Source organism: Sphingobacterium sp. NPDC055346, from assembly GCF_053645235.1.
In genome coordinates, this window is sequence record NZ_JBSHMI010000001.1 from 1 (window position 1) to 23,766 (window position 23,766).

17 protein-coding genes and 1 tRNA gene are annotated in these 23,766 nt (G+C 41.4%); 12 read left to right on the forward strand and 6 right to left on the reverse strand.

Translation table 11 applies throughout. The features are described from left to right. Window positions 1–229: 229 nt before the first annotated feature. From ACWICE_RS00005 to ACWICE_RS00020, 4 genes are all read right to left on the reverse strand, one after another. Window positions 230–303 (reverse strand) — tRNA-Pro (locus ACWICE_RS00005). 142 nt (window positions 304–445) lie between these two features. Then, entirely contained in the window at window positions 446–3,484 is a 3,039-nt protein-coding gene (locus ACWICE_RS00010; RefSeq protein ID WP_454297367.1) for a beta-L-arabinofuranosidase domain-containing protein, read from the reverse strand. 209 nt (window positions 3,485–3,693) lie between these two features. Continuing rightward, complete coding sequence (locus ACWICE_RS00015; protein WP_237219441.1) at window positions 3,694–5,178, reverse strand: SusD/RagB family nutrient-binding outer membrane lipoprotein; 1,485 nt, start codon at window positions 5,176–5,178, stop codon at window positions 3,694–3,696. Between the two features lie 13 nt (window positions 5,179–5,191). Further along, window positions 5,192–8,431, reverse strand: coding sequence for a SusC/RagA family TonB-linked outer membrane protein (locus ACWICE_RS00020; RefSeq protein WP_454297368.1), 3,240 nt, complete (start codon window positions 8,429–8,431; stop codon window positions 5,192–5,194). A gap of 387 nt (window positions 8,432–8,818) precedes the next feature. On the opposite strand from ACWICE_RS00020, the gene rplS reads away from it, so the two are divergent. Next, the gene (gene rplS / locus ACWICE_RS00025; RefSeq protein WP_093098782.1) at window positions 8,819–9,163 is read left to right on the forward strand and encodes a 50S ribosomal protein L19; all 345 of its coding nucleotides are present in this window, start codon (window positions 8,819–8,821) and stop codon (window positions 9,161–9,163) included. 78 nt (window positions 9,164–9,241) lie between these two features. Here rplS and ACWICE_RS00030 read toward each other — a convergent pair whose 3' ends face one another. Continuing rightward, window positions 9,242–10,231: a potassium channel beta subunit family protein gene (locus tag ACWICE_RS00030; protein WP_185210654.1), complete on the reverse strand. Its 990-nt coding sequence runs from the start codon at window positions 10,229–10,231 to the stop codon at window positions 9,242–9,244. 240 nt (window positions 10,232–10,471) lie between these two features. Between ACWICE_RS00030 and ACWICE_RS00035 the strand changes: the two genes are divergently transcribed. Together ACWICE_RS00035 and yidC are read left to right on the forward strand one after the other, a co-directional pair. Beyond that, entirely contained in the window at window positions 10,472–12,082 is a 1,611-nt protein-coding gene (locus tag ACWICE_RS00035; RefSeq protein ID WP_185210656.1) for a CTP synthase, read from the forward strand. Window positions 12,083–12,120: 38 nt separating this feature from the next. After that, on the forward strand, window positions 12,121–13,956 hold the full coding sequence (yidC, locus tag ACWICE_RS00040) for a membrane protein insertase YidC (RefSeq protein WP_185210658.1): 1,836 nt from the start codon (window positions 12,121–12,123) through the stop codon (window positions 13,954–13,956). A gap of 222 nt (window positions 13,957–14,178) precedes the next feature. On the opposite strand, the gene ACWICE_RS00045 is transcribed toward yidC, so the two are convergent. Further along, window positions 14,179–15,528, reverse strand: a complete 1,350-nt coding sequence (locus tag ACWICE_RS00045; protein ID WP_185210660.1) for an acyl-CoA dehydrogenase family protein — start codon at window positions 15,526–15,528, stop codon at window positions 14,179–14,181. A 236-nt stretch (window positions 15,529–15,764) separates the two neighbouring features. Here ACWICE_RS00045 and ACWICE_RS00050 point away from each other — a divergent pair, with 236 nt between their 5' ends. From ACWICE_RS00050 to ACWICE_RS00090, 9 genes are all read left to right on the forward strand, one after another. Next, window positions 15,765–15,983, forward strand: a complete 219-nt coding sequence (locus tag ACWICE_RS00050) for a hypothetical protein (protein WP_185210662.1) — start codon at window positions 15,765–15,767, stop codon at window positions 15,981–15,983. A gap of 214 nt (window positions 15,984–16,197) precedes the next feature. After that, window positions 16,198–17,547 (forward strand): adenylosuccinate lyase, encoded by a 1,350-nt coding sequence (purB, locus tag ACWICE_RS00055; RefSeq protein ID WP_454297369.1) that lies wholly within the window; start codon window positions 16,198–16,200, stop codon window positions 17,545–17,547. A gap of 74 nt (window positions 17,548–17,621) precedes the next feature. Continuing rightward, the gene (locus ACWICE_RS00060; RefSeq protein WP_093098771.1) at window positions 17,622–18,176 is read left to right on the forward strand and encodes a NifU family protein; all 555 of its coding nucleotides are present in this window, start codon (window positions 17,622–17,624) and stop codon (window positions 18,174–18,176) included. Window positions 18,177–18,667: 491 nt separating this feature from the next. Continuing rightward, the gene (locus ACWICE_RS00065; RefSeq protein WP_185210666.1) at window positions 18,668–19,516 is read left to right on the forward strand and encodes a transketolase; all 849 of its coding nucleotides are present in this window, start codon (window positions 18,668–18,670) and stop codon (window positions 19,514–19,516) included. Window positions 19,517–19,540: 24 nt separating this feature from the next. Further along, window positions 19,541–20,494: a transketolase family protein gene (locus tag ACWICE_RS00070; protein ID WP_185210668.1), complete on the forward strand. Its 954-nt coding sequence runs from the start codon at window positions 19,541–19,543 to the stop codon at window positions 20,492–20,494. Between the two features lie 6 nt (window positions 20,495–20,500). After that, window positions 20,501–21,046, forward strand: coding sequence for an RNA polymerase sigma factor (locus tag ACWICE_RS00075; RefSeq protein ID WP_185210669.1), 546 nt, complete (start codon window positions 20,501–20,503; stop codon window positions 21,044–21,046). Between the two features lie 34 nt (window positions 21,047–21,080). Then, window positions 21,081–22,016: a hypothetical protein gene (locus tag ACWICE_RS00080; protein ID WP_454297370.1), complete on the forward strand. Its 936-nt coding sequence runs from the start codon at window positions 21,081–21,083 to the stop codon at window positions 22,014–22,016. Beyond that, on the forward strand, window positions 22,016–22,447 hold the full coding sequence (locus tag ACWICE_RS00085; RefSeq protein ID WP_214648388.1) for a hypothetical protein: 432 nt from the start codon (window positions 22,016–22,018) through the stop codon (window positions 22,445–22,447). Before ACWICE_RS00080 ends, ACWICE_RS00085 begins: the two co-directional genes overlap by 1 nt. A gap of 118 nt (window positions 22,448–22,565) precedes the next feature. After that, window positions 22,566–23,753 (forward strand): aspartate aminotransferase family protein, encoded by a 1,188-nt coding sequence (locus tag ACWICE_RS00090; RefSeq protein WP_313260174.1) that lies wholly within the window; start codon window positions 22,566–22,568, stop codon window positions 23,751–23,753. Window positions 23,754–23,766: the final 13 nt, after the last annotated feature.

A 23,766-nucleotide genomic window follows, 5' to 3' on the forward strand; every position in this document is an offset into this window, starting at 1 on the left:
TATCACTGACATAGACAAGCAAAAGACTCCTAGCCCTCTTGATTTTTTATAAGAATAAGATGAACTTTTCACGCTCTATAGAAACAAGCATTATGTTCCAATCATTCTTTAAGAAGGGTTATTCTTCTAGCTTAACTTTGCTTAGGTTATTGAATAATCAATATTCAGATATAATTTGTCCGAAATGTGCCCGAAAAAAGAAAAAGCCACTGATTATCAGTGGCTTTTGTCGGGGTGGCAGGATTCGAACCTACGACCTCCACATCCCAAATGTGGCGCGATACCGGGCTACGCTACACCCCGAAAAGGTATCACCTTTGATTTTGTGTGGCACAAATATAAGGGGATATTTTTTAAATCCAATACCTTAAATAATTTTTCTGTGTAACCCATTGACTATTTGATGGATATTTTTAAAATCCATCGTAAAAAGCAGATAAAAAGACTATTTTAAGGTCACATCCAAATACACTGAATGACGGCCATACGTATCATAGAACGGTTTATAAACCACGCCGTCAATCTGGAATTCCAACTTCTCAGGATTGCCACTGATGGATTTTCCTAAATCCTTTGCGTCTAAGGTTACCTTCCTCCACTCCTTTTGAGGTTCGGTTTCTTGTGCCGCCAATAGAATTGGACCATAGAATAAACTCGCAATATTGGGTTGATCCATGACCGGATCCAAATGGAAGTCAAATGGCATGGTCAATTCTATGTTATCGCCATTTTTCCAGTCCCTTTCAATTGCAAGATAAGTACCGGGCTTAGCTTCCACTTTTTGATCTTGACCGTTAATCTTCACAAAGAATCCTTTTGTTGCCCAATTAGGTACACGAACATTTACTGCAAACCTGCCATTTCCCTTGATGTCCAAGCGGGTGCTATTTTGTTTAGGATAGCTGGTAGTCTGCGTTAAAGTGATCCCTTTCTCCTCCCAGTTCAGGGTAGAGGGAATAAACAGATTCACATAAAGTGCATTATTGTCCTTACTTCTAAAATAGATCGTATTCTGCAATTTTGTACTGCTTTCGATTGCGGTACCATTACAACAGGTAAATCCTTTCATGTCGGGGTTACCAAATTGCTTGTTTGCTCCCGGTCTCAAGGATACGTGGTAGGTATTTGCAGGGCTGTTTTCAGCTACTGAAGCCAAGATATGGTTATAGAGCCCTCTTTCATAATAATCCATGAGTTCTGCGCGCTGATCGAAGCGGAACAGATCACTGGTTAATTTCAACATGTTGTAGGTAGCACAGGTTTCATTCTGCCCACCAGCTGAAAAACCGTTCTCATATAGTGTAGCTGGCTGGCTGATAAAGCACTCTGCATTTGCAGGGTTTCGTGCTCCTGCCACACCACCAATGCTGTACATATAGTCATTGACTGCCTTGTACCAAAAGTTATCCGCAATCTTGAAATAATTCGGATCATTGGAAGCTTTGTACATTTCAATACTTCCTACAATCTGAGGAATATGCTGGTTGGCATGTAATCCACGGAAGGTATCTACGTTCTTTGCTAGGCCATGTGAATGTTCAGGATCACCATAGAACATTTTGATATTATCGAATAACTGGGCCGTAGCAAGGAAATGAGGGTTCTTCGTGATCTCATACAACCTCGCCATGGATTCATTCATCCCTCCAAACTCACCTGCGATATAGGTGTTCCACATTTTGATCAGGTTATCCTTCGGGATTTTATTCAAGCGTTTATAAACCCACTCGCCCATTCCTTCGGCTACCTGAAGCGCTTTTTTATTTCCAGAAACCTGATGGATATCAATAAGTCCAGCCAATATCTTGTGCAGGGTATAATAGGGTGCCCAAACCTGGGTAACCTTGGTGCCATAAGTAGCTCCATTCTCCAGCATAATGAATTGATCCGGTGGATAGGCACTGATAAATCCTTCGCCCCAGTTCCAATAATCGGTACGGATACCAGCTTCTGTTAAATCAGAATCAAAAGCGGTTTTGCCAGGACCAACAGGTATGGCAGTGGGGTCTGAAACATGTTCACCTCCATTACTTTTAGCTTTTCCAGACAACTGTGCTAAATCATACAAAGTATTCACCATGTAGTCCATTTTTTGGGCAAAGTTATCCTGTAGAGTCTTATCATAGGCGGTACTCGCATAGGCCTGAGCAATAGCAGTCAAATAGTGTCCTGTGGCATGTCCGCGGAGTTTGGTATCCTGACTGTCCCACACCCCTAAAGGAATGGCTCCAGCAGGCTGTTTCTGGCCAAAGGCATGGCGAAACATGTACAAGAAAGAGTTTGGGTCGGTCTTGGCTAAAGTATGGACGAACTTATCACGGTTTTCGATAAATTTAGTTTCTTCATTATGGCTATCCGCATTCAAGGAAACCTGGCTCAGTTCAAAAGGCAATAGTTTCTCGGATGGGGTCCTGCTGTCAGCAAAGCCCTTCACCGTTACAAAAGCTTTGGGTTGTAAGTCTGTTCCTGGAATCCGCCCAGTTACCACATATTCTCCGGCTTTCAATACCGCATCGTTATCAATATCTGCTGGCCATAGAACACGAACCTTCGGTCCTTGAAAACCTTCTTTATACTCACCCTCCACGAAAGAAGGCAATCGAGGAAGCTCACCCAATGCAGTCTCCACCTTAACGTCCGAAACTTTAAGCAAATACTGGTTATAAAGCTGTGCTTTTGTCAATTCATAGGTCGGAAGATCATCTTCTGCCTTTCCCATTGTTTTCTTGTCCTCACGAACGGTATTCTGACCGTTAAAATAGATTCCCGAAACCTGTTTTTTGGTCAGGGCAACTCTATAGATTCGGAAATCATGAACTAACGCATTTAAAGTAGACCCATCAGCTGACAAGGATTTCCCGATATTGAACTTTCCAGAGGGTTCAAACAACTTGGCAATTTCTTTAGGGATTTCATTGCCTTCAGCGACCTGTTTTCCATCTACATAAGTAATGATGTTTTTCGAAAATACATCGACAACAACTGCAACATGTAGCCATTTATTCAATGCAGGCACTGCTGCAATGGCTCCGCCTTTATTTTCTACTTGCTCGGTGATCAATGCCTGAAAACCCTTTTGAGAGGAAGTACCAAAAGGTGCAGCAAAGAAATGTTGGTTATTATCCTTTCCAAAGTCAAAGATATACTGTCCTGTTCCGTCCGATTTCAAGGAAAGCCAAACCGAAATACTTAAGGACTCCAAGCCGTTTAAGGTCCCAACAGGCAAGGTCAGATAATCATCCTTTCCTCCAGAAAGTGAAAGCACATTGCCGAACTTTTCATCTTTAATGAATTTGGGCTGGTTGTTTTTCGAATTGGCATGCAAGCCATTCCTTGACCAATCCTTGAGATTACCATCAAACACATACCGTGCGATCATGCCCGTTTCACCAATTCCATCCAATATCTGATCCCCCGACTCTTGAGCAACCAACAGGTTAACTCCGCCAATCCAAACGATCAACAACCCAAATATCTTTGCCATGCTATTTGTAAGACCCATAAAAATTCTTGAATACTTAAATAAATAATCTTTTTCCTGATCTAGATTTCTCAGATTATAAAGTTGAAAAAAAACTTCCTACATCTTCAATCCCTTTTTAGCCAGTATTTGCAGGATTTTAACTTCCGTAAAAAACAAAAGAGCCATCCGTTGATGGCTCTTTCTAGGTTTAGGTTTTTGTTTAACAATAATTAAAATTTTCCAGTTCTTTTATCCCACCACATCTGTTCACCCCAAACAAAATCTTTCAGTTTTTCTGCTTCTTTATTTACATTGGCTGCATTATAAAGGTATTCATTGTTTGGATATGGTAATCGGAATGGCTGATCGTTATGCGCTTTGCCATAAATAGAGTTCAATGAAGGGTAATTGGTAGACGGAATACCGGTACGACGGTACAGGGTCCATGCTTCGAAATTATTCTTGAACAAGGCTACCCACATATCCCAATAGATACGGTCTTTCGTATTATTCCATTTTCCTTTGCCAGCCAAATATTTCACGATATCAGCTTCTGCAATCTGGTTGTCTTCCATAGAAATCCTGACTGCTTTTTCATAAGCCTGTTGAGCGGTCATTTTAACATTATAACCAAGCATCGCAGCTTCAGCTAGGATATAAAAAGTCTCAGAAGATTTATAGAATGGCGTAAATCCAACAGGATCATTCATGTATTTATCACCAATGAATGAAATGGAAGTTAAGGGAGTAGGTCCGCTTTTCGCTCCATTTTGATAGCCACGATAAACTCCATCGGAGGTTTTGTTTGCTACTTTGGCAATCCTTGGATCTTCTGTTTCCAATAAATGATCGATAAAAATATCAGCCATCCCAAAATTGTCTATACGCTTGCCTACGATACCGTTGTTATACCAAGGTTCGTAATATGGAGCTGCTCCAGGATATTTAAGGTAACAGTTCTCGGCATTGGTTTCCAAAACGGGGTATTTGGTTGAATTGCCTGCAATCTCTTCAATGGTCGATTTGGCTAATGCTGGAGCCACCCCCGAAATACGCATGGCAAGGCGAAGACGAAGGGAATTACAGAACTTCTGCCATTTTTCCATATCACCTTCATAGATGAAATCGCCGGCACCCAGCTCATCTGTCCCTAATCCTGCCGCCATTTCATCAGCAATGGTTTTTAAGTCCTGCAAAATCTTAGGATAAATATCCTCTTGCTTATCATAGGCAGCCTTTAGGATATTGCCCTTATCTTCCGCCCCTTTCAAGGCCTCTGAATATGGAACATTACGCCATCCATCGGTCAAATAGGACCACATATAATTTTGCCAAATACGGGACACAAAACGGATGTTTTTAAAACCATCCGGACTTGCATCGGTTAATTTCATCAGTTCCTGCAACTGCGTGTTGTTATAATAACATGCCGCCCATCTATTCCCGAAGGTATTATTGGTAGGGACCAATCCCCCCATATAGTCCATATACTGGATCTTCACGATATAACCTGCAAAAGTACCGTAGCCATCCACATCACCCCCAAAAGATTCACCGGTATTGCGCAATACATTGGCCAAGATATTGGTTGGCGGCACCTCGGTCAGCGCATCAGGATCAGTGTTGACTTCTTCAAAAGATTTGGTACAACTAGATGTTGCCAGCCCTATCATCAAAAAGCAAGCAATTGTATATCTATTAAATTTAATTCTCATGATTTCTGTTTTCTTAAAATGTAACCCCCAACTTAAGACCGATACTGCGAGATGAAGGCACTGAAGCTTGTTCAAAACCTACCCCACGGCTATCACTCGATACACCTCCTGTTTCAGGATCTATCCGCATTGTATTGGATTTATGTGTCCAAAGCAGTGCTAGATTGGAACCAATCAAGGACAGATTTACTCGTTTGATACCACGCATATTCTGTAGATATCTAGTAGGAACATTGTATGAAAGATATGCTTCCCTTAGTTTCAGGAATGACCCATCAAAAACATAGGTCTGAGCAATACCACCGCTTTCAAACCAAGTCTGTGCGTCAGTTTCGATTGTATTTTCAACCCAGTTTCCGTTTGCATCCTGCATAACGAATTTTTCATCGGTCATCACATCTCTACCTGCCACGATCGCCTTTTCACGAATTCCATTCTCTGCAGTGATGGATGCAACCCCAGCTGTATAAGAGTGGCTCATGGTTTGTGACCAGATATCACCTCCAACACGTAGGTCAAACATAAAGCCCATGGAGAAGTCCTTGTACCTGAAATCATTTCGCCAACTGGCTAAAAACTTAGGCGTAGTATTTCCAATAATCTGTGCATTCTTATTCACTACCAAACCTCGGTTATTCACCTTGATCGCACCTTTCATCGGTCCGTCTTCAACGCGGTCATATCCCCCGCCAATCAACGAGCCCCAACGTTCGCCTTTACGGGCAACATTGGCAATACCCCAAGTCCATCCAATCTGATAAACATTTAAGTCCAGCTCTGGATAGAGTTCGATAACCTTACTGTTATCTTTGGCATAATTGATATAGGTCGTCCAATTAAAGCCCTCTTCTTTTCTAATCACATCTCCTCTTAATTGCACCTCAATACCTTTATTCTCAATTTCTCCAGCGTTTAGCAGCATGGAACTAAATCCAACCACATTGGAAGTCGTTACCGCCAAGATCTGATCTTTTGTTGATTTATAGTAGTATACGACATCGGCATGGATTCTATCATCCAAGAAACCGATCTCGGTACCGATCTCCCAAGTCCTGATTTGCTCTGGTCTTAGGTTTTCATTCGGGAACACCATCGAGCGAAACATCTGTGCTACCCCGCCAAATGCGTTGTTCTGTGGGTAGTAATATGCTCTATTCTGGTATGCTGTAGTACCCGCACCAATCTCTGCCCAGCCACCTCGGATTTTCCAAAAGTTCAACACACTATTTTTCAGACTCGGGAAACTACTCGTAGGCAACCAGCTCATACTGATGGAAGGATAAAAGAAATCATCCTTGATAGTGGAACTCCAATCATTTCTGGCACTCAAGTCCATATAGATCTGGTCTTTCCAGCCTAGGTTGGCAGTCGCAAAAACAGAATTCGAACGGACATGGCTATGGTCCATTGTGGTAACCGCATCACCGACCCTATTGGCAATGGTATATACTCCCAGAACCGTCAAAGCATCCGCTCCCATTACATTGGTTTCCCACATCAGGTTCCTGTAATTCGCTCCAGCAGATGCCAAAACGTTGAAATCGCCGAATTGCTTGTTGAAGGTTGCAATGAAATCGAGGTTTAATTCTGTATTGTCTGTCTTGCGGTCGCGGAATCCACCATAAGGAAAGGCACTATTATAATAATTTTGCTCAAAGGCCTTTAAATTGTAATAATCCAGACCGGCACGTCCTTCGAATTTCAAGAATTCAAAAGGTTGGTAATACAAGGAACTCTTTCCGAAAAAACGATCCCTTTTGTAGGAGTTCGTATTCTCATAGATATTGAAATAAGGGTTCACATGATAATTGGTATTCCAGTTGTAATAGGTATAGTTTCCTTGTTCATCCCTTTGATCCCAATTGTCTTTTAGGCTTTGCATATTGATCTGTCTACCTGACCAGATAAATCCGTTCATCGGGTTGTTGCCATCATAACCTTGGTTCAAGATATTATCGCTCTCTGTACGGGTATAATTGGTGCTCACATCAAATGAAACTTTTTCTGAGATGCTGGTATTGTTGTTCAACTGCAGACTGTACCTTTTTTGGTCGGTATTCGGAACTGTACCATTTTGATCCCTAAATGACAGGGAAGCACGAGTGCTCGATTTATCACTTTGGGCTAAAATGGAAAGGTTATGGTTCATCGAGAATCCAGGTTGGAAAAAGTCTCGGATATTATCTTTTTGAGAAACCCACGGCGTAGGAGTCCGAACCCCATTATTCACCGGACTATCAAATTGCGGCAGTTTCAGCCCAACATCCAAACGTGGTCCCCATGATTCATCGAATCCATCCCATACCCCTGTTTGCCCTGTTCCATCCACATAGGCGAAACCTTTAGTCTGCGCATAATCTTGATAAGAGATTTTGCCATTCGTTGCCTGAAAGTCATTATAGTGTTTTTCATCACCATTATATCCTTGACCGTATAGGTTTTGGACTTTTGGCAAGTAGGCCGCTTGGTCCACAGAGAAGTTACCATCATAGGATAACTGTATGCCTTTGTCACCTCGCTTACCTGATTTGGTTGTAATCAAGATTACACCATTACCCGCACGCATACCATATAAGGCAGCTGAACCTCCTTTAAGGACGGTTATTGTTTCGATATCTTCAGGATTGATATCGTTTATTCCTGATCCGTAATCGACACCAGAATAGGTATTATCTCCGGAACGCTGAGTATCATTGGAAATAGGCACCCCATCGACTACGATCAGGGGTTGCTGATCAGCCTTTACAGAGGAGTTCCCCCTTAAACTGATCCGGGATGACGCTCCTACTGTTCCTCCAAATTGATTGACCTGGACCCCTGCTACCTTTCCAGATAGTGCACTGGTCACATTCAACTGACCAGCTTGGGTCAGCTCTTTCGCCCCTACTTCCTGCACCGTATATCCCAAGGATTTCTTTTCCCTGGAAATACCTAATGCTGTTACTACGACTTCATCTAGCCCTTCGGTACTGGGATCCAGTATGATTTCTAGAGTGGTCTGATTTGATAAGTTGATAACTTTTCTGCTGTATCCCAAGGCGGAGACATTCAACTGTCCAGCTTGATCATAAGAGAGAGTAAATTCACCATTGGCACCGGTTTGAGTCGCAGTACCATTTTTCAATGCTAGTGTAACTCCTGGGATTGGTGCTCCGCTTTCGTCGACTACTCGGCCTTTAAGTTGTGTTTGAGCAAACAAAACGGTCGAGAAGAATAGACTAGCTGCCAAAGAGGTAATAAATCTTTTGTTCATCTAGTTAGTGTTTATTGGTTATTCAATTTCTGACCTCCTAATTTCCAAAGATTTAAGACAGCATAGTGACCGTATTATACCCTATTACAACCGTATTTTAACCTTAACATTTAGATTTTAACCTTTCAGTAAACATTAGCGTAATCAAGAAAAACAGTACCTAAAAAGCTCATTTATTGCGCTTTATCCAGAACAAAAAATAATAATTTAAAAAACAGGTGGATATTCAGGAATAAATATGGAATTGGTTTATATTTTTTTTACTTTTGCAGGCATTCGACGAAATGTGGAATATTTTTAAAAAAGAATTTTCAAATATCAAAATAAAGCTGTAATATTGCATTCCGATTTTTACAGGTTAAATATCGTTATTAATTACTCAGAATCATGGATTTAGTAAAATTTGTAGAAGAACAAGCGGTAGTAAAAAATGAAAATCCCGCTTTCAAAGCCGGAGATACCATCAGCGTTCATTATAAAATTCGCGAAGGAAATAAAGAGCGTGTACAGGTGTACCAAGGTGTGGTAATTCAATTAAACAGCGAAGGAGCTAATGCTACTTTTACCGTTCGTAAAATCTCTAACGGTATTGGTGTAGAGCGTATTTTTCCTGTAAACTCTCCTAACATTGAGAAAATAGAAGTTAACAGCATTGGTAAAGTACGTCGCGCTAAATTATTTTATTTACGTGGTCTTACCGGAAAAGCTGCTCGTATCAAATCAAAAAGATAATCGAGAGACTTTAAAAATTATATTTAAGGGCTTCGCATTTGCAAAGCCCTTATTTATTTGTCCTAAAACCAAGCGCGCTTAATTCTGTATGACTACAGGCTTGGTTCCCATAATCTCATCAATCTTTTCTTTCACTTCTGCTGTAATCAGGGGAAGTACATCCAATGCTTTTAGGTTTTCGGTCAACTGACTTTCTTTGGTCGCTCCCAAGATTGCCGTTGTTACATTCGGATTGCTGATGCACCATGCTATGCATAAAGTTGGCAGTGAAACTCCAAGCTCATTGGCGAAAACTCCTAGCGCCTTCACCCGATTCAATTTATCATTAACGACAGCCTTATCCCGCAACCATTCATAGCCTTCCAGGGACATTCTTGAACCTTCTGGAATGCCATCATTATATTTACCAGTCAAAAGCCCAGAAGCCAAAGGACTCCAGATGGTAGTGCCCATGCCAACATTTCTAAAGATTGGATCATAATCTACTTCAATCTTTCTTCTGTTGAACAGGTTATATTCAGGCTGTTCAACTGATGGACCTTCCAATCCTAGATCCCTGGCAATCATATGTGCCTCCATGATTTCAGCCGCAGACCATTCCGAGGTCCCCCAATAGAATATCTTTCCTTGTTGGATCAAAGTGTTCATCGTTCTGACTACCTCCTCAATGGGGACATTTTGATCAGGCCGGTGACAATAATAAAGGTCCAGATATTCAACCTGCATCCTTTCCAAGGCTTCATGACAGGCTTCCATCAAATGCTTTCTGCTCAATCCATGTTGGTTCGGCTTCTTGTCTACGCCTTTCCAGCCAAAGTAAGCTTTACTAGACAGGACATAGGACGACCTATCCCAGTTCAGCTTTTTCAAAACCCTGCCCATCATTTCCTCAGAAAGCCCAGCAGAATACACTTCAGCATTGTCAAAGAAATTTACGCCGGCCTCATAAGCCTGTGCCATCAGGCGCTCATTGGTGTTATCATCAGTTTGTCTGGCGAAAGTGACCCATGAGCCAAATGACAGCGCACTCAGCTGAAGGCCACTCTTTCCCATTCTTCTGTATTCCATATTATTTGATTTTTATCCTAAAGTTAGCAGAATTCCAATTCCACAACCATCTGTGGAAAGTAAAAAAACGACTAAATACCGTTCCAACTGATTGACTTTCGTTTCGTTAACCTCACAATTGGTTTCGAACGATTTTTTTTAGGCCTTATTTAATAAAAATTCGTACCTTTGTATCCCGTACATAGAGCAGATGAACGATGCTTTTTATCTAGGCATCTAAGTTAGAAATCCATTATTGTTATGACTAAATATATCTTTGTTACGGGCGGCGTAACTTCGTCGTTAGGGAAAGGAATTATTGCAGCTTCCCTTGCCAAGCTTCTCCAAGCACGTGGTTTAAAAGTAACCATCCAGAAATTTGACCCGTACATCAATATTGATCCAGGAACATTGAACCCTTATGAACATGGCGAATGTTATGTTACAGAGGACGGTGCAGAAACGGACCTTGACCTAGGTCACTACGAACGTTTCCTGAATGTCCCTACTTCCCAAGCAAACAACGTTACAACAGGCCGTATCTACAGCCATGTGATTGAACAAGAACGCGCTGGTGCCTACCTTGGCAAAACCGTTCAGGTCGTTCCTCACATTACGGATGAGATCAAACGCCGCATGTTGCTATTGGGTCAATCTGGTGAATATGATATCGTCATCACTGAATTGGGTGGTACCGTTGGTGATATCGAATCCCTACCTTTCATTGAGGCAGTACGTCAATTACGTTGGGAGTTGGGCAATAACGACTCTTTGGTAATTCACTTGACCTTGGTCCCTTACCTCGCTGCTGCTGGTGAGCTAAAGACCAAACCTACTCAACACTCCGTAAAAACATTATTGGAATATGGTGTTCAACCAGACATCTTAGTATGTAGGACTGAACACAAACTGAACAATGACATCCGTAAAAAGTTAGCTTTGTTCTGCAATGTAAACATCAATGCCGTAGTGGAATCTATCGATGCTCCTACGATCTATGATGTGCCATTGAATATGTTGAAAGAGCAATTGGACAAAACTGTTTTGGCGAAATTGAAACTTTCAACCAAGAATGAACCAGATCTAGAAAACTGGAAATCATTCCTAGGCAAATTGAAGAACCCAACAGACGAGGTGAACATCGGTCTTGTAGGAAAATATGTGGAGCTTCCAGATGCCTACAAATCTATCGCGGAAGCCTTTATCCATGCAGGTGCTACCAATGAAACCCGCGTAAAAGTAAAATATATCGCCGCAGAAAGTGTCAACCAAGAAAACGTTGCTGAAAAACTGAAAGGTTTGGACGGTGTATTGGTAGCTCCAGGATTTGGAGAGCGCGGACTTGACGGAAAGCTAGAAACGATCCGTTACGTTCGTGAAAACAAAATTCCTTTCTTCGGAATCTGTTTAGGCATGCAATGTTCGGTTATTGAATTTGGAAGAAACGTATTGGGCCTAAAAGGTGCCAACAGCTTCGAAATGGATGAAAATACGCCACATCCAGTAATCAACTTGATGGAAGAACAAAAGAACATCAAAAACATGGGTGGAACCATGCGTTTGGGTGCTTATGATTGTGAAATCAAAAAAGGAACAAAGGCATATGGCGTTTATGGCAAGTCAAAAATTACTGAAAGACACCGCCATCGTTACGAATTTAACAATGCGTATCTAAAAGATTACGAAAAGGCCGGAATGATTGCCTCAGGTATCAATCCAAGCACTGGTTTAGTGGAAATCGTGGAACTAAGGGACCATCCTTTCTTTGTTGCTGGACAATTTCATCCAGAATTAAAGTCAACAGTGGTAAATCCTCACCCACTTTTTGTTAGCTTTGTAGCCGCTGCATTAACACATAAAAAATCAAAGTAGAGTTTAGACCTCTATATATTAATAGTAATTAATAAACAATGGATAGAAATAACATTCTAGGTTTCATCTTCATCTTTGCCATTTTGGCTGGATCCTTCTACTTCCTGAAGCCATCCGATGCCGAGATCAAAAAGGAACAACAACATCAAGATTCAATCAAAAGAGCAAAAGAAGGTTTGGCTCCGATCAGCGACTCCTTAAAAGCTGCTACCACTACCACTCCTGCCGTTGCAGATTCTGTGCTGTTGAGCCAACCTTTTGGTTCTGCTTCCGTAGGTTCGGAACAGATCGTTACGTTGGAAAACGAACTCCTTAAAGTAAACGTAAGCACCAAAGGTGGTCGTGTAAAATCAGTTGAACTTAAGGGTGAGACCAATTTTGACGGATCTAAACTTATCTTATTCGAAGGCGATGACAACCGTTTTGGCCTTGAATTCAATATCCCTGGAAAGGCTGTAAAAACGAATGACCTGTTCTTCCAAGCCCAAGGAGCTAGCTTCTCGGTCGCTGGACAGGACGCCAAATCATTGACCATGCGCCTTTCATACGCTGCAGACAAATACATTGATTATATCTATACCTTAAAAGGCAATGATTACAACGTTCAGTTTGACATCAAAACCGTTGGAATCGGAAGCTTGGTGGATGTAAGCTCGAATAAAATGTTATTGAACTGGGAAACCACTTTAATGCAAAAAGAGCGTAACGTAAAGTCTGAACGTGAGAAGTCGGGAATCTTCTATAAAGAAGTAGACGGTTCTGTAGACCATCTTTCAGAAACTAGCGATGATGAAGAGAAATTAGAAAAGAAAGTATCTTGGATTGCTTTCAAACAACACTTCTTCTCTAGCATCCTGACCAGCAAAGAAGGTTTCGTAAATGCAGACCTTAAATCAACCTTGATCACTCAAGACAGTGTGGTAAAACATTACCGTGCTTCCACTGAACTGGCATTAAACAAACAAAATGAAAGCCTTCATGGCTTCAGCTTCTTCTTCGGTCCTAACCAATACAAAACGTTAAAGGCTGAAGGGAATGGTTTCGACAAAATCATTAATATGGGCTGGGGACCAATGGGCTGGATCAATAAATTCATCACCGTTCCTATCTTCGATTTCTTAGATGGTTTCAACATGAACTATGGTATCGTAATCTTGATCCTTACCTTGTTCCTTAAACTCCTGATGTTCCCATTAACCTACAAGTCTTACCAATCTATGGGTAAAATGCGTGTGTTAAAACCTCAGCTGGACGAGATCAAAGCAAAAGTTGGTGATGACAATCCAATGTTATTGCAACAGGAACAGATGAAGCTTTACAAACAAGCTGGAGTAAACCCACTTGGCGGATGTCTTCCTCTATTGCTTCAGATGCCTTTCACCTTAGCATTCTTCTTCTTCTTCCCGAACTTGTTCGAATTACGTGGAGAAAGCTTCATGTGGATCAAAGACTTATCAACATACGATGCACCGATCACCTTTGCACCTCTTCCTTTATTAGGTGTAGACCACATCTCGTTCATGTGTATCTTGATGACCTTGACAACTTTGTTGACCACTTGGTACAACAACTCCACATCAGGAGCTGTAAACAACCAAATGAAATACATCGGGTACATCATGCCATTGGTATTCTTCTTTGTACTGAATAGCTTCCCAGCAGGTCTGAACTATTACTACTTCCTGTCTGCGGTTCTTACCTTCTTAACCCAAGTGATCATCCGTCAATTCGTAAACGACGACAAGATCCTTGCAGGTATCGAAGCAAACAAAAAGAAACCAGCATCTGAAAAGAAACAATCCTCCTTCCAAAAGAAAATGGAAGAAATGATGAGAGCTCAACAAGCCGCTCAACAGAATAAGGACAAAAAATAAAACAACAATCCCCGGTCAGAAAAAACCGGGGATTGTTGTTTTATTAGTATTGAGATGTGAGTATTGAGATATGAGATATCAACCGTAATAGCTATTTTATTAGTATTGAGATGTGAGTATTGAGATATGAGATATCAATCTTGATAAATTTTATGGATTTTAGAATCGATAAAATGTACCCTTTCTATCTCAAATCTCAAATCTCATATCTCACATCTCCCTTTACACAAAAGCACTAAATCCCGTAATACTTCTTCCAACGATCAAGGAATTGATTTCTTTGGTTCCTTCGTAAGAGTAGATAGCTTCGGCGTCTGCAAGGAAGCGAGCTACGTTATATTCCAATAGGATACCGTTTCCGCCCATTACCTCGCGGGCCTTGGATACGATATCGCGCATGCGAAGGGTACAGAAGACCTTGGCCAAGGAAGCATGTTCATCTCTAAGTTTTTCGTCGTCCTGTAATTCCGAAAGACGGAACACCAGCGTTTGCATGGCGGTCAGATTGGACAACATTTCAACCAGGTGGTTTTGGATCAACTGGAAGGAAGCGATGGGTTTACCAAATTGTTCTCGCTTGATGGTATAGTCCAATGCATTTTCATAGGCTCCACGAGCACATCCAACAGCCATCCATGCCACTCCAGCCCTCGTCATCTGAAGCACCTTGGCCGTATCCTTGAAGGAATTGGCATAAGGCATACGATCTGATTCCGGAACAACACAATCTGTCAAGGTGATCAGGCCATTCTGCACAATGCGCAAGGCCATCTTATCCTTGATCTTCTCTACGGCAAAGCCAGGATTCTCCTTGCGGACAATAAAACCTTTCACCTGTTGGTCATCCAGGTCCCTTGCCCAGATTATGGTGATATCCGAAAAGGTAGAGTTACCTATCCATTTCTTTTGACCGTTCAATATCCAATTATCTCCATCACGTTTACAGGTCGTGGTCAAACCACCAGCTGTCGCAGAACCTACCAAAGGTTCCGTCAAGCCGAAAGCACCAATCTTGTTCAGCTGTTGCATGGCCGGCAACCATTCATTTTTCTGCTCATCCGAACCGCACATATAGATAGACCCCATGGCCAAACCGCTCTGTACACCCAGGAAGGTAGCAATGGAAGGATCGACGCGGCCGAATTCAGCGGCAATAATACCATCCATAAGGGAAGTACCACCTGCACAGCCATAACCATCATAAACATAACCACAGACATTGAGTTCCCTCAACTTGGGAATGATCTCGAAAGGAAATTCATCATGTAACCAATATTTATTGACGATGGGCTGTATTTCAGTTTCCAGGAAGGTCCTGACTTTCATCTGCAGGGCTCTATCCTCTTCCGAAAGTTTTGCCGATATATCATAAAAGTCAGCATTGATTGGAGGTGGATCTTTTTTCTTTTTACTTCCAGTCAACATTTTCATGGCCATTTTGAGCTGATTTTCGTCCATTTTCGAAACTGCACCCAAAACTTCCGCCAAATCCACTTTCTTCGATATCTTCTCCAATTGCTCCAAATCTACTGATTTCATGAGTTTTAGGATGTTCTGTAGTCTTTCTAGCATAGTATTCTTTTAAAAATTTAACAGAAATATAACAATTTTTGTTTTTTCTTGTTGCAAATCAGCAAAACAGTAGTATATTTGCGCTGCCTTAAGGAAAATATTTAAAATCAAACGACTGAAAATCAAAAGGTTCAATAAAAATTTTAAAAAAATATCTTTTCTTGGGTTACCTTTTTAGGTATTGGGTATTAAGAATTAAATAAACAAATTTGTTTCAACTAAATAGAAAATTAAAAATGAAAAATTTATTCAAATTCGGATTCTTAGGTTTAGCATTAACTATCGGTGTTGCTTCTTGTAACAACGCAGAAACTAAAACTGAAGCTACTGCTGACTCTTTGTCAAACGTTGTAGATTCAACTACTGAAAACGTAGCTGATTCATTAGAAAATGTTGCTGATTCAGTTCGTGCAACTGGTGATTCTATCGCTGATTCTTTGAAAAACGTTCAATAATCCGAACAGATTTTAAAAATACATCAAGAGCTCGTTTAAGAAACGAGCTTTTGTTGTTTTAGGGCTTTTTTAGACATCAGACATGAGACATCAGACAACAGAAAACTCTCCGTCTATTAAAAGCTAAATCAAAACAGTACCCTGTCTTTTGTCTACTGTCTTGTGTCTTATGTCTAATATTTCTTATTTTTGCATCCGTACTAAAGAAAATAAAATGACTTTATCCCCATTGACTGCAATCACACCCATTGATGGCAGATATTACAATACCACCAAAGATCTATCGAATTACTTCTCAGAGTTCGCATTAATAAAATACCGTGTCTTAGTTGAAGTAGAATACTTTATCGCGCTCAGTGAATCAGGTATTCCGCAATTGAGCCATTTTGATGGTAGCTTAAATGATAAGTTACGTGATATCTACAAAAACTTCAGTTTGGAAGATGCGCAATGGATTAAGGATACAGAAAAGGTAACGAACCATGATGTGAAAGCCGTGGAGTACTTCCTGAAAAATGAATTTGAGAAATTAGGTCTGCATGACTCCCTTGAATTCATCCACTTTGGCTTGACATCCCAGGACATCAATAATACCGCAATCCCGCATTCCTGGAAGGATGCCCTGAAAGAGGTTTACCAACCTGCCATCAGCGAATTGCTGGAGGAATTGAAAAAACTGAGTGCAGAATGGGAGAATGTTTCCATGTTGGCCCGTACACATGGACAACCTGCCTCTCCTACCCGTTTAGGAAAAGAAATCAAAGTATTTGTAGAACGTATCGAAAAACAGTTGCACCTGTTGAACCAAGTTCCATTCTCAGCTAAGTTCGGCGGAGCAACTGGGAACTTAAACGCGCACCATGTTGCCTACCCGAATCATGATTGGGTTGCCTTCGGCAATAAATTCGTTAACGAAACATTGGGCCTTGATCGATCGCAAACCACTACCCAAATTGAACACTATGATAACTTCGCTGCCAGCTGCGATGGCTTAAAGCGAATCAACAATATCATTATCGACCTTTGTCGTGATATATGGACCTATATCTCCATGGATTACTTCAAACAAAAGATTACTGCAGGACAGATTGGTTCCTCAGCGATGCCACATAAGGTAAACCCTATCGATTTTGAAAATGCTGAAGGAAACCTAGGCTTGGCAAATGCGGTATTGGAACACCTAGCAGCAAAACTTCCAATCTCCAGATTACAGAGAGACCTGACCGACTCCACTGTTCTCAGAAACATCGGCGTTCCATTCTCCTATACCTTGATCGCAATCAAATCTACTTTGAGAGGATTGAGGAAATTGATCTTGAACGAAGCAGCCTTCCAAGCCGACCTTGAAAACAACTGGGCCGTGGTAGCAGAAGCGATCCAAACCATATTGAGACGCGAAGGCTATCCAAAACCTTACGAGGCATTGAAGGACCTGACCCGTACCAATACCCACGTGACCAAGGACACGATTGCGGCATTTGTGGATCAGTTGAATGTTACAGAAGAGGTGAAAGAAGAGATCAAAGCCATCTCTCCAAGCAATTACACGGGCGTAAAGCTGTAAGCTTTTACGAAGTAATGACGCTTAGCAATAGGTATTAACAGTATATTTGTGTTTTTATTTTACAATTAGAATTCATGGCAACGATTAACGTATATACAGAAAGCACCCCAAATCCAGCAACAATGAAGTTCTTGGTCAACAAACTGTTGATCAACGGAAGCTTGGATTATCCAGATAGAGAAAAAGCGCAGGAATCTGCTTTTGCAAAGGAACTGTTCAAGTTCAACTTTGTAAATGGCGTTTTCTTCGCCAGCAATTTCGTTACCATTACCAAGACTGAAGATGCAGAATGGGATGATATCGAAGCCTTATTGAAAGAATTCGTTAAGGGCGCTGTAGAATCTGAATTGGCAGTGAAACCTGTTGAACATTCAGAAGACGTAGTCTTTGAAGGAAATGATGTAGAAATAAAAATCCAACAGGTATTGCACGACTATGTTCGCCCAGCGGTAGAACAGGACGGTGGTGCTATTGCCTACAAATCCTTTGACAATGGAACAGTTACCGTGGAACTCCGCGGATCGTGTTCAGGTTGCCCATCTTCAACCATTACCTTAAAAGCCGGAATCGAAGGTTTATTGAAGCGCATGGTCCCTGAAGTGGAGGAAGTGGTAGCAAATGCAATGTAATATAGAACAGAAAGTATTTAGTAGTTAGTATTTAGACCTTGTTTGAAGGGATTTAGATTTTAAGTATTAATAAACTGAATCAAAAATTATAGGGAAGAGTTGCCTGAAAGGGCGACTCTTTTTTTGTGGCATTTGGTTCCAAAATGGACAAAAAATGTGGCATGGGCTTCGGGAATACTTTTACCCATATTCGAGACATATTCGGAAAATTCAAAACATGTCTCGAATAAGAGCAAATTAAGGCTCGGATGCTTTGGTAGATGACAATCGGAATTTTAGGTTTTAGTTATTCTAAACCATTCCAAAAATATGTGTATATTCAGAGCAGGTCAATTGACAGCCTAGACTTTAAATTTTCAGATAAATGTGAATTGTGGACAAAATTCCTTTGGAACCGTTGGTTACGGTCTAAATAATTCAGCTTTTTCAAGGGCACTCCATTAAAAATCACTAACTTTATCGGCAAAATAATCGAAACTTTATACTTTAAAATGAGTGCAGATATAAACAAATTAGAACAGATCGCTTCGCAAGTAAGAAGAGACATTGTTCGTATGGTGCATGCATGCCAATCAGGACACCCAGGGGGATCATTGGGTTGTACTGACTACTTTGTGGCCTTGTACTTTCACGCGATGAAAAATGACCCATCTTTCAACATGGATGGCATTGGTGAAGATATTTTCTTCTTGTCTAACGGTCACATCTCTCCAGTTTTCTACAGTACATTGGCTAGAGCTGGTTATTTTCCAGTGAGCGAATTAGCTACTTTCAGAAAAATCAACTCTCGTCTTCAAGGTCATCCGACTACACATGAGCACCTTCCAGGAATCCGTATCGCTTCAGGTTCTTTAGGCCAAGGTCTTTCAGTGGCTATCGGTGCAGCACAAGCTAAAAAGTTGAACAAAGACAACAATTTGGTTTATGTATTGATGGGCGACGGTGAATTGCAAGAAGGTCAGGTTTGGGAAGCTGCTATGTACGCGCCTCACAATAAAGTAGACAATTTGATCGCAGCAGTGGATTACAACCGTGCGCAGATCGATGGTTCAACTGATGATGTATTGTCATTAGGAAACCTACGTGCTAAATGGGAAGCTTTTGGATGGGACGTATTGGAAGTGAACAAAGGTAATGACATGGCATCTGTAATTGCTGGATTGGACGAGGCTAAATCTCGTACTGGAAAAGGCAAACCAGTGATCATCTTATTGCACACTGAAATGGGTTCAGGTGTTGATTTCATGATGGGCTCACACAAATGGCATGGAGTTGCTCCAAACGACGAGCAATTAGAATCTGCTTTAAACCAAATCCCTAGAACCATAGGCGATTATTAATCACTGTTTACGATAGTATTTGTAATGAAAAAATATACATACACAGAATCAAAAGATACACGTTCAGGTTTCGGTGCTGGTTTATTGGAAGCTGGCCAGAAAAATGAGAACGTAGTAGCCTTATGTGCTGACTTGATCGGTTCATTGAAAATGAACGACTTTATAAAAGCTTATCCAGAGCGTTTCTTCCAAATTGGTATTGCGGAAGCGAACATGATGGGTATCGCTGCTGGTCTTACCATTGGAGGTAAGATTCCTTTTACTGGAACTTTTGCCAACTTCTCAACTGGTCGTGTTTATGACCAAATTCGTCAATCAATTGCGTACTCAGGCAAGAACGTTAAGATCTGTGCTTCACACGCTGGTTTGACTTTAGGAGAAGATGGTGCTACTCACCAGATCTTGGAAGATATCGGTCTGATGAAAATGTTGCCTGGTATGACGGTGATCAATCCATGTGACTACAACCAAACAAAAGCGGCTACTGTTGCGTTAGTAGACCATGAAGGTCCTGTTTACCTTCGTTTCGGACGTCCAGTAGTTCCTAACTTCACTCCTGCTGACCAAAAATTTGAGATCGGCAAAGCGGTAATGTTAAATGAAGGTACCGATGTTACGATCGTAGCAACAGGTCATTTGGTTTGGGAAGCGATCCAAGCGGGTGAAGAATTGGAGAAATTAGGCATCAATGCTGAAATCATCAATATCCACACCATTAAACCATTGGATGAAGAAGCGATCCTAAAATCAGTGACCAAAACAGGCTGTGTGGTTACCGCTGAAGAGCACAACCGTCTTGGCGGTCTTGGCGATAGCGTGGCGCAATTATTGGCACAGAAATTACCTACTCCACAGGAGTATGTTGCAGTGAACGATAGCTTCGGCGAGTCGGGAACTCCAGCTCAATTGATGGAAAAATACGGTTTAAATGCTGCAAATATTGTTAATGCAGTACGTAAAGTCATTACAAGAAAATAACAATCTATGGAAGATTCCCTGATAATAGCAAAGTTTGCGGATGAAAAAACTCGTGAAGAGGCATTCCGCTTATTGCTTAAAAAATATCAGCAAAAGATTTATTGGCATGTCAGACGTATGGTCATTGACCACGACGATGCCGATGATGTTGTACAAGATATCTTTATCAAAGTATGGCGCAATCTTGAGAAATTCAGGGAAGATTCGCAATTGTATACTTGGTTATACCGCATTGCTACCAATGAGTGTATCACCTTTTTGAACAAGAAAAAGCAAAAGCAGAGTGTTTCATTGGATGATGATAGCTCTGCTTATCTTGCAGACTCCTTGGCAGACGGTGCCTATTTCAATGGTGACAAGGCACAAATGAAATTACAGCAAGCTCTTTTGATCTTGCCGGACAAACAAAGGCTGGTCTTTAACATGAAATATTTCGAGGACATGAAGTACGAAGAGATATCCGAGGTGTTAGGAACCAGTGTCGGAGCCTTAAAAGCTTCGTACCACTTAGCAGTTAAAAAAATAGAGAACTTTTTTGCCTCAAACGATTAAACCTTTTGCCGCAAAAACTATCTATTATGGTACTATGAAAGAAAATAACACATATTACGAAAACTTAGGAGGCAACCAACTACCTAACTCGTTGCGTGTCAACCCTTTCATTGTACCTGAAAATTACTTTGAAAAGCTAACCGAAAGAAGTCTGTTCTTCGCTAAACTTGATCAAATTTCAGACACAGGAAAAGTAGGATTGAGCACTCCAAATGGATTCTTTGAACAACAAGAGTCCCAACTGTTAGGTCAGATCAAGATCGACCAGTACAGAGATGCTGAAAACTTCAGTGTGCCTGAGCAGTATTTTGATCAATTGAGTGAGCAGATCCTTGGCCAAGTCCACATAGACGGGGTCAGAGAAATGGAAGAAACAGAAGTTCTTGCTGGTTACTTTGATAACTTGACTGCTCGTATTCTAGACAGAATTGAAGAAGAAGAGTTAACGCTAGAGATAGCTGAACCAGGATTTACCGTTCCTGAGGGTTATTTTGAAGAAGCTGATGATCAAATCATGGCTTCAATCTATACCGAAGAATTGAAATCTAAAGTTCAGGCAGATGGGTTTGAAGTACCTGCGGGTTATTTCGATCAGCTGTCAACCGCTATCCTTGACAAAGTTCAGGACAAGAAGGTCATTCAATTGCCTTCACGTAATGAGTCTGAAACTTCAGTTTCTGGGAAGAAAAGAAAAGTGTATGCTTGGTTGAGCTCGGCCGCTGCAGCCTGTGTAGCCGCAGTGATCGGGGTATCTGTTTACAATGCAGAATACAACCAACCCATGCAAGCGGAAAAGGTGTCGTTGAATGAAATTCCAGAAGATGAAATTATCAACTACCTTTCCAATTACAGTGATGCTTCTGACCTAGAGTACTATGCAGAGTACATCTATCAGCCAGAGGAAGCACTAAATGTGGGGGAGGGAATCGATAAGGAAGTTTTAGAAGATTACTTAAATTATAATTTATAATGATTCGTTTAAAACATATTATTTCAACGCTCTGTTTGATTTGGATAGCTTGTTTTGTTGCGAATGGACAGTCACGCCAAGAAAGATTTGAAGCAATTGAGAAGCAGAAGGCGGCTTATATTACCAAACAACTGAGATTAACTCCAACCGAAGCACAGCAATTCTTTCCACTGTACAATCAGTACTCGAAAGAAATCAGAGGTGTCAAGTCAAAGAAATCGCAAGGTCACAGCAACAGTGGCAATCGCGGCAATTCCTTCAGACCCGGCAATGATGTAATAGAATACGATGCGCAGGAAGTGGATATCAAGAAAAAATACCGGTCCAAGTTCGCCGATGTCCTCGGGCAATCCCGAGCATCTCAGTTCTTTGCCGTAGAACAAGAATTTATAGAGTTGCTGTACAAAGAACTGAACAGCAGAAGACATTAAAGAAAGAAGCCCTAGGGCTTCTTTTTTTATGCGCTATTATAATAAGGCTGTAAATTCACGGTCCTTCCCTTCTTAAAGGTTCATGAAAGTTTTTGTTTATGCCTATCTTTGCCACATCATGATAAGTAATAGAGAACTCTTCCTAAAGAACACTGCCCAAACCTCAGATTCACCAAGATTGCTAGAAATCGACCGTGCTGAAGGTATATATCTATATGGGCCAAACGGAGAGAAATATATGGACCTGGTGTCTGGTTTCAATGTCAGCAATATTGGCCATCGACATCCCCAAGTTTTAAAAGCAATCCAGGAACAGCTGGACCGTTTTATGCACGTGACGGTTTATGGTGAGTTTGTCCAAGCCCCACAGGTGCTGTTAGCTACGGAACTATTAGAAGTCTTGCCTGACTCCTTCCAATCGGTTTACTTTACCAATTCGGGAGCGGAGGCTGTAGAAGGTTCGATGAAAGTGGCCAAGAAATTCACCGGTCGCAGGGAAATCATCGCTGCCAAACAGGCCTACCATGGCAGTACGCAAGGCGCCTTGAGCCTTATCGGCAATGATGAATATCGCGTAGCCTATGCCCCACTCCTTCCTGAGATTTCCTTTATTGAATACAATAACCTGCCTGACCTGGATAAGATCAGCGATAAGACAGCAGCGGTCATCGTGGAAGCCATTCAAGGGGAAGCCGGTGTTCGGGTGCCTAGCAAAGAATATATGCAAGCCCTGCGCAAGAAATGCACGGAATCTGGAGCGCTCCTGATATTCGATGAAATACAGACTGGATTCGGTAGGACAGGGAAATTATTTGCCTTTGAACATTTTGGTATCGTACCGGATATCCTGATGTTGGCTAAAGGTATTGGTGGCGGAATGCCTTTGGGTGCTTTTGTAGCCCCAAAGGAAATGATGGACGTGATTAAATCAAACCCGATGCTTGGTCATATCACCACCTTTGGCGGCCATCCGGTGAGCTGTGCTGCAGCAAGGGCATCCCTGAAGGTGATACAAGAGGAAAAGCTTGTTGAATCGGTAGAGCGCAAGGCCAATCTGTTTAGGGCGGAGCTCAAAATTCCGCAAATCAAGGAAATCCGTGGCTTGGGACTGATGATGTGCCTGCAACTGGACAACTTTGACCAAGTCTACCAAGTGAGCAATTATTGTGCATCCAAAGGCTTGATCATTGACTGGTACCTACATTGTGAAACGGCATTGCGCATTGCCCCTCCATTGACGATCAGTGAGGAAGAAATCATCCAATCCTGCAAAATAATTAAGGAAGGGATTGAAAAATTCTGTTAGAATAGCTAAATTG

Bases quoted from the DNA above. Each gene is read 5' to 3' on its own strand.
- ACWICE_RS00010 (WP_454297367.1), bottom strand. From the start codon at position 3,484: ATGGCAAAGATATTTGGGTTGTTGATCGTTTGGATTGGCGGAGTTAAC.
- ACWICE_RS00015 (WP_237219441.1), bottom strand. From the start codon at position 5,178: ATGAGAATTAAATTTAATAGATATACAATTGCTTGCTTTTTGATGATA.
- ACWICE_RS00020 (WP_454297368.1), bottom strand. From the start codon at position 8,431: ATGAACAAAAGATTTATTACCTCTTTGGCAGCTAGTCTATTCTTCTCG.
- rplS (WP_093098782.1), top strand. From the start codon at position 8,819: ATGGATTTAGTAAAATTTGTAGAAGAACAAGCGGTAGTAAAAAATGAA.
- ACWICE_RS00030 (WP_185210654.1), bottom strand. From the start codon at position 10,231: ATGGAATACAGAAGAATGGGAAAGAGTGGCCTTCAGCTGAGTGCGCTG.
- ACWICE_RS00035 (WP_185210656.1), top strand. From the start codon at position 10,472: ATGACTAAATATATCTTTGTTACGGGCGGCGTAACTTCGTCGTTAGGG.
- yidC (WP_185210658.1), top strand. From the start codon at position 12,121: ATGGATAGAAATAACATTCTAGGTTTCATCTTCATCTTTGCCATTTTG.
- ACWICE_RS00045 (WP_185210660.1), bottom strand. From the start codon at position 15,528: ATGCTAGAAAGACTACAGAACATCCTAAAACTCATGAAATCAGTAGAT.
- ACWICE_RS00050 (WP_185210662.1), top strand. From the start codon at position 15,765: ATGAAAAATTTATTCAAATTCGGATTCTTAGGTTTAGCATTAACTATC.
- purB (WP_454297369.1), top strand. From the start codon at position 16,198: ATGACTTTATCCCCATTGACTGCAATCACACCCATTGATGGCAGATAT.
- ACWICE_RS00060 (WP_093098771.1), top strand. From the start codon at position 17,622: ATGGCAACGATTAACGTATATACAGAAAGCACCCCAAATCCAGCAACA.
- ACWICE_RS00065 (WP_185210666.1), top strand. From the start codon at position 18,668: ATGAGTGCAGATATAAACAAATTAGAACAGATCGCTTCGCAAGTAAGA.
- ACWICE_RS00070 (WP_185210668.1), top strand. From the start codon at position 19,541: ATGAAAAAATATACATACACAGAATCAAAAGATACACGTTCAGGTTTC.
- ACWICE_RS00075 (WP_185210669.1), top strand. From the start codon at position 20,501: ATGGAAGATTCCCTGATAATAGCAAAGTTTGCGGATGAAAAAACTCGT.
- ACWICE_RS00080 (WP_454297370.1), top strand. From the start codon at position 21,081: ATGAAAGAAAATAACACATATTACGAAAACTTAGGAGGCAACCAACTA.
- ACWICE_RS00085 (WP_214648388.1), top strand. From the start codon at position 22,016: ATGATTCGTTTAAAACATATTATTTCAACGCTCTGTTTGATTTGGATA.
- ACWICE_RS00090 (WP_313260174.1), top strand. From the start codon at position 22,566: ATGATAAGTAATAGAGAACTCTTCCTAAAGAACACTGCCCAAACCTCA.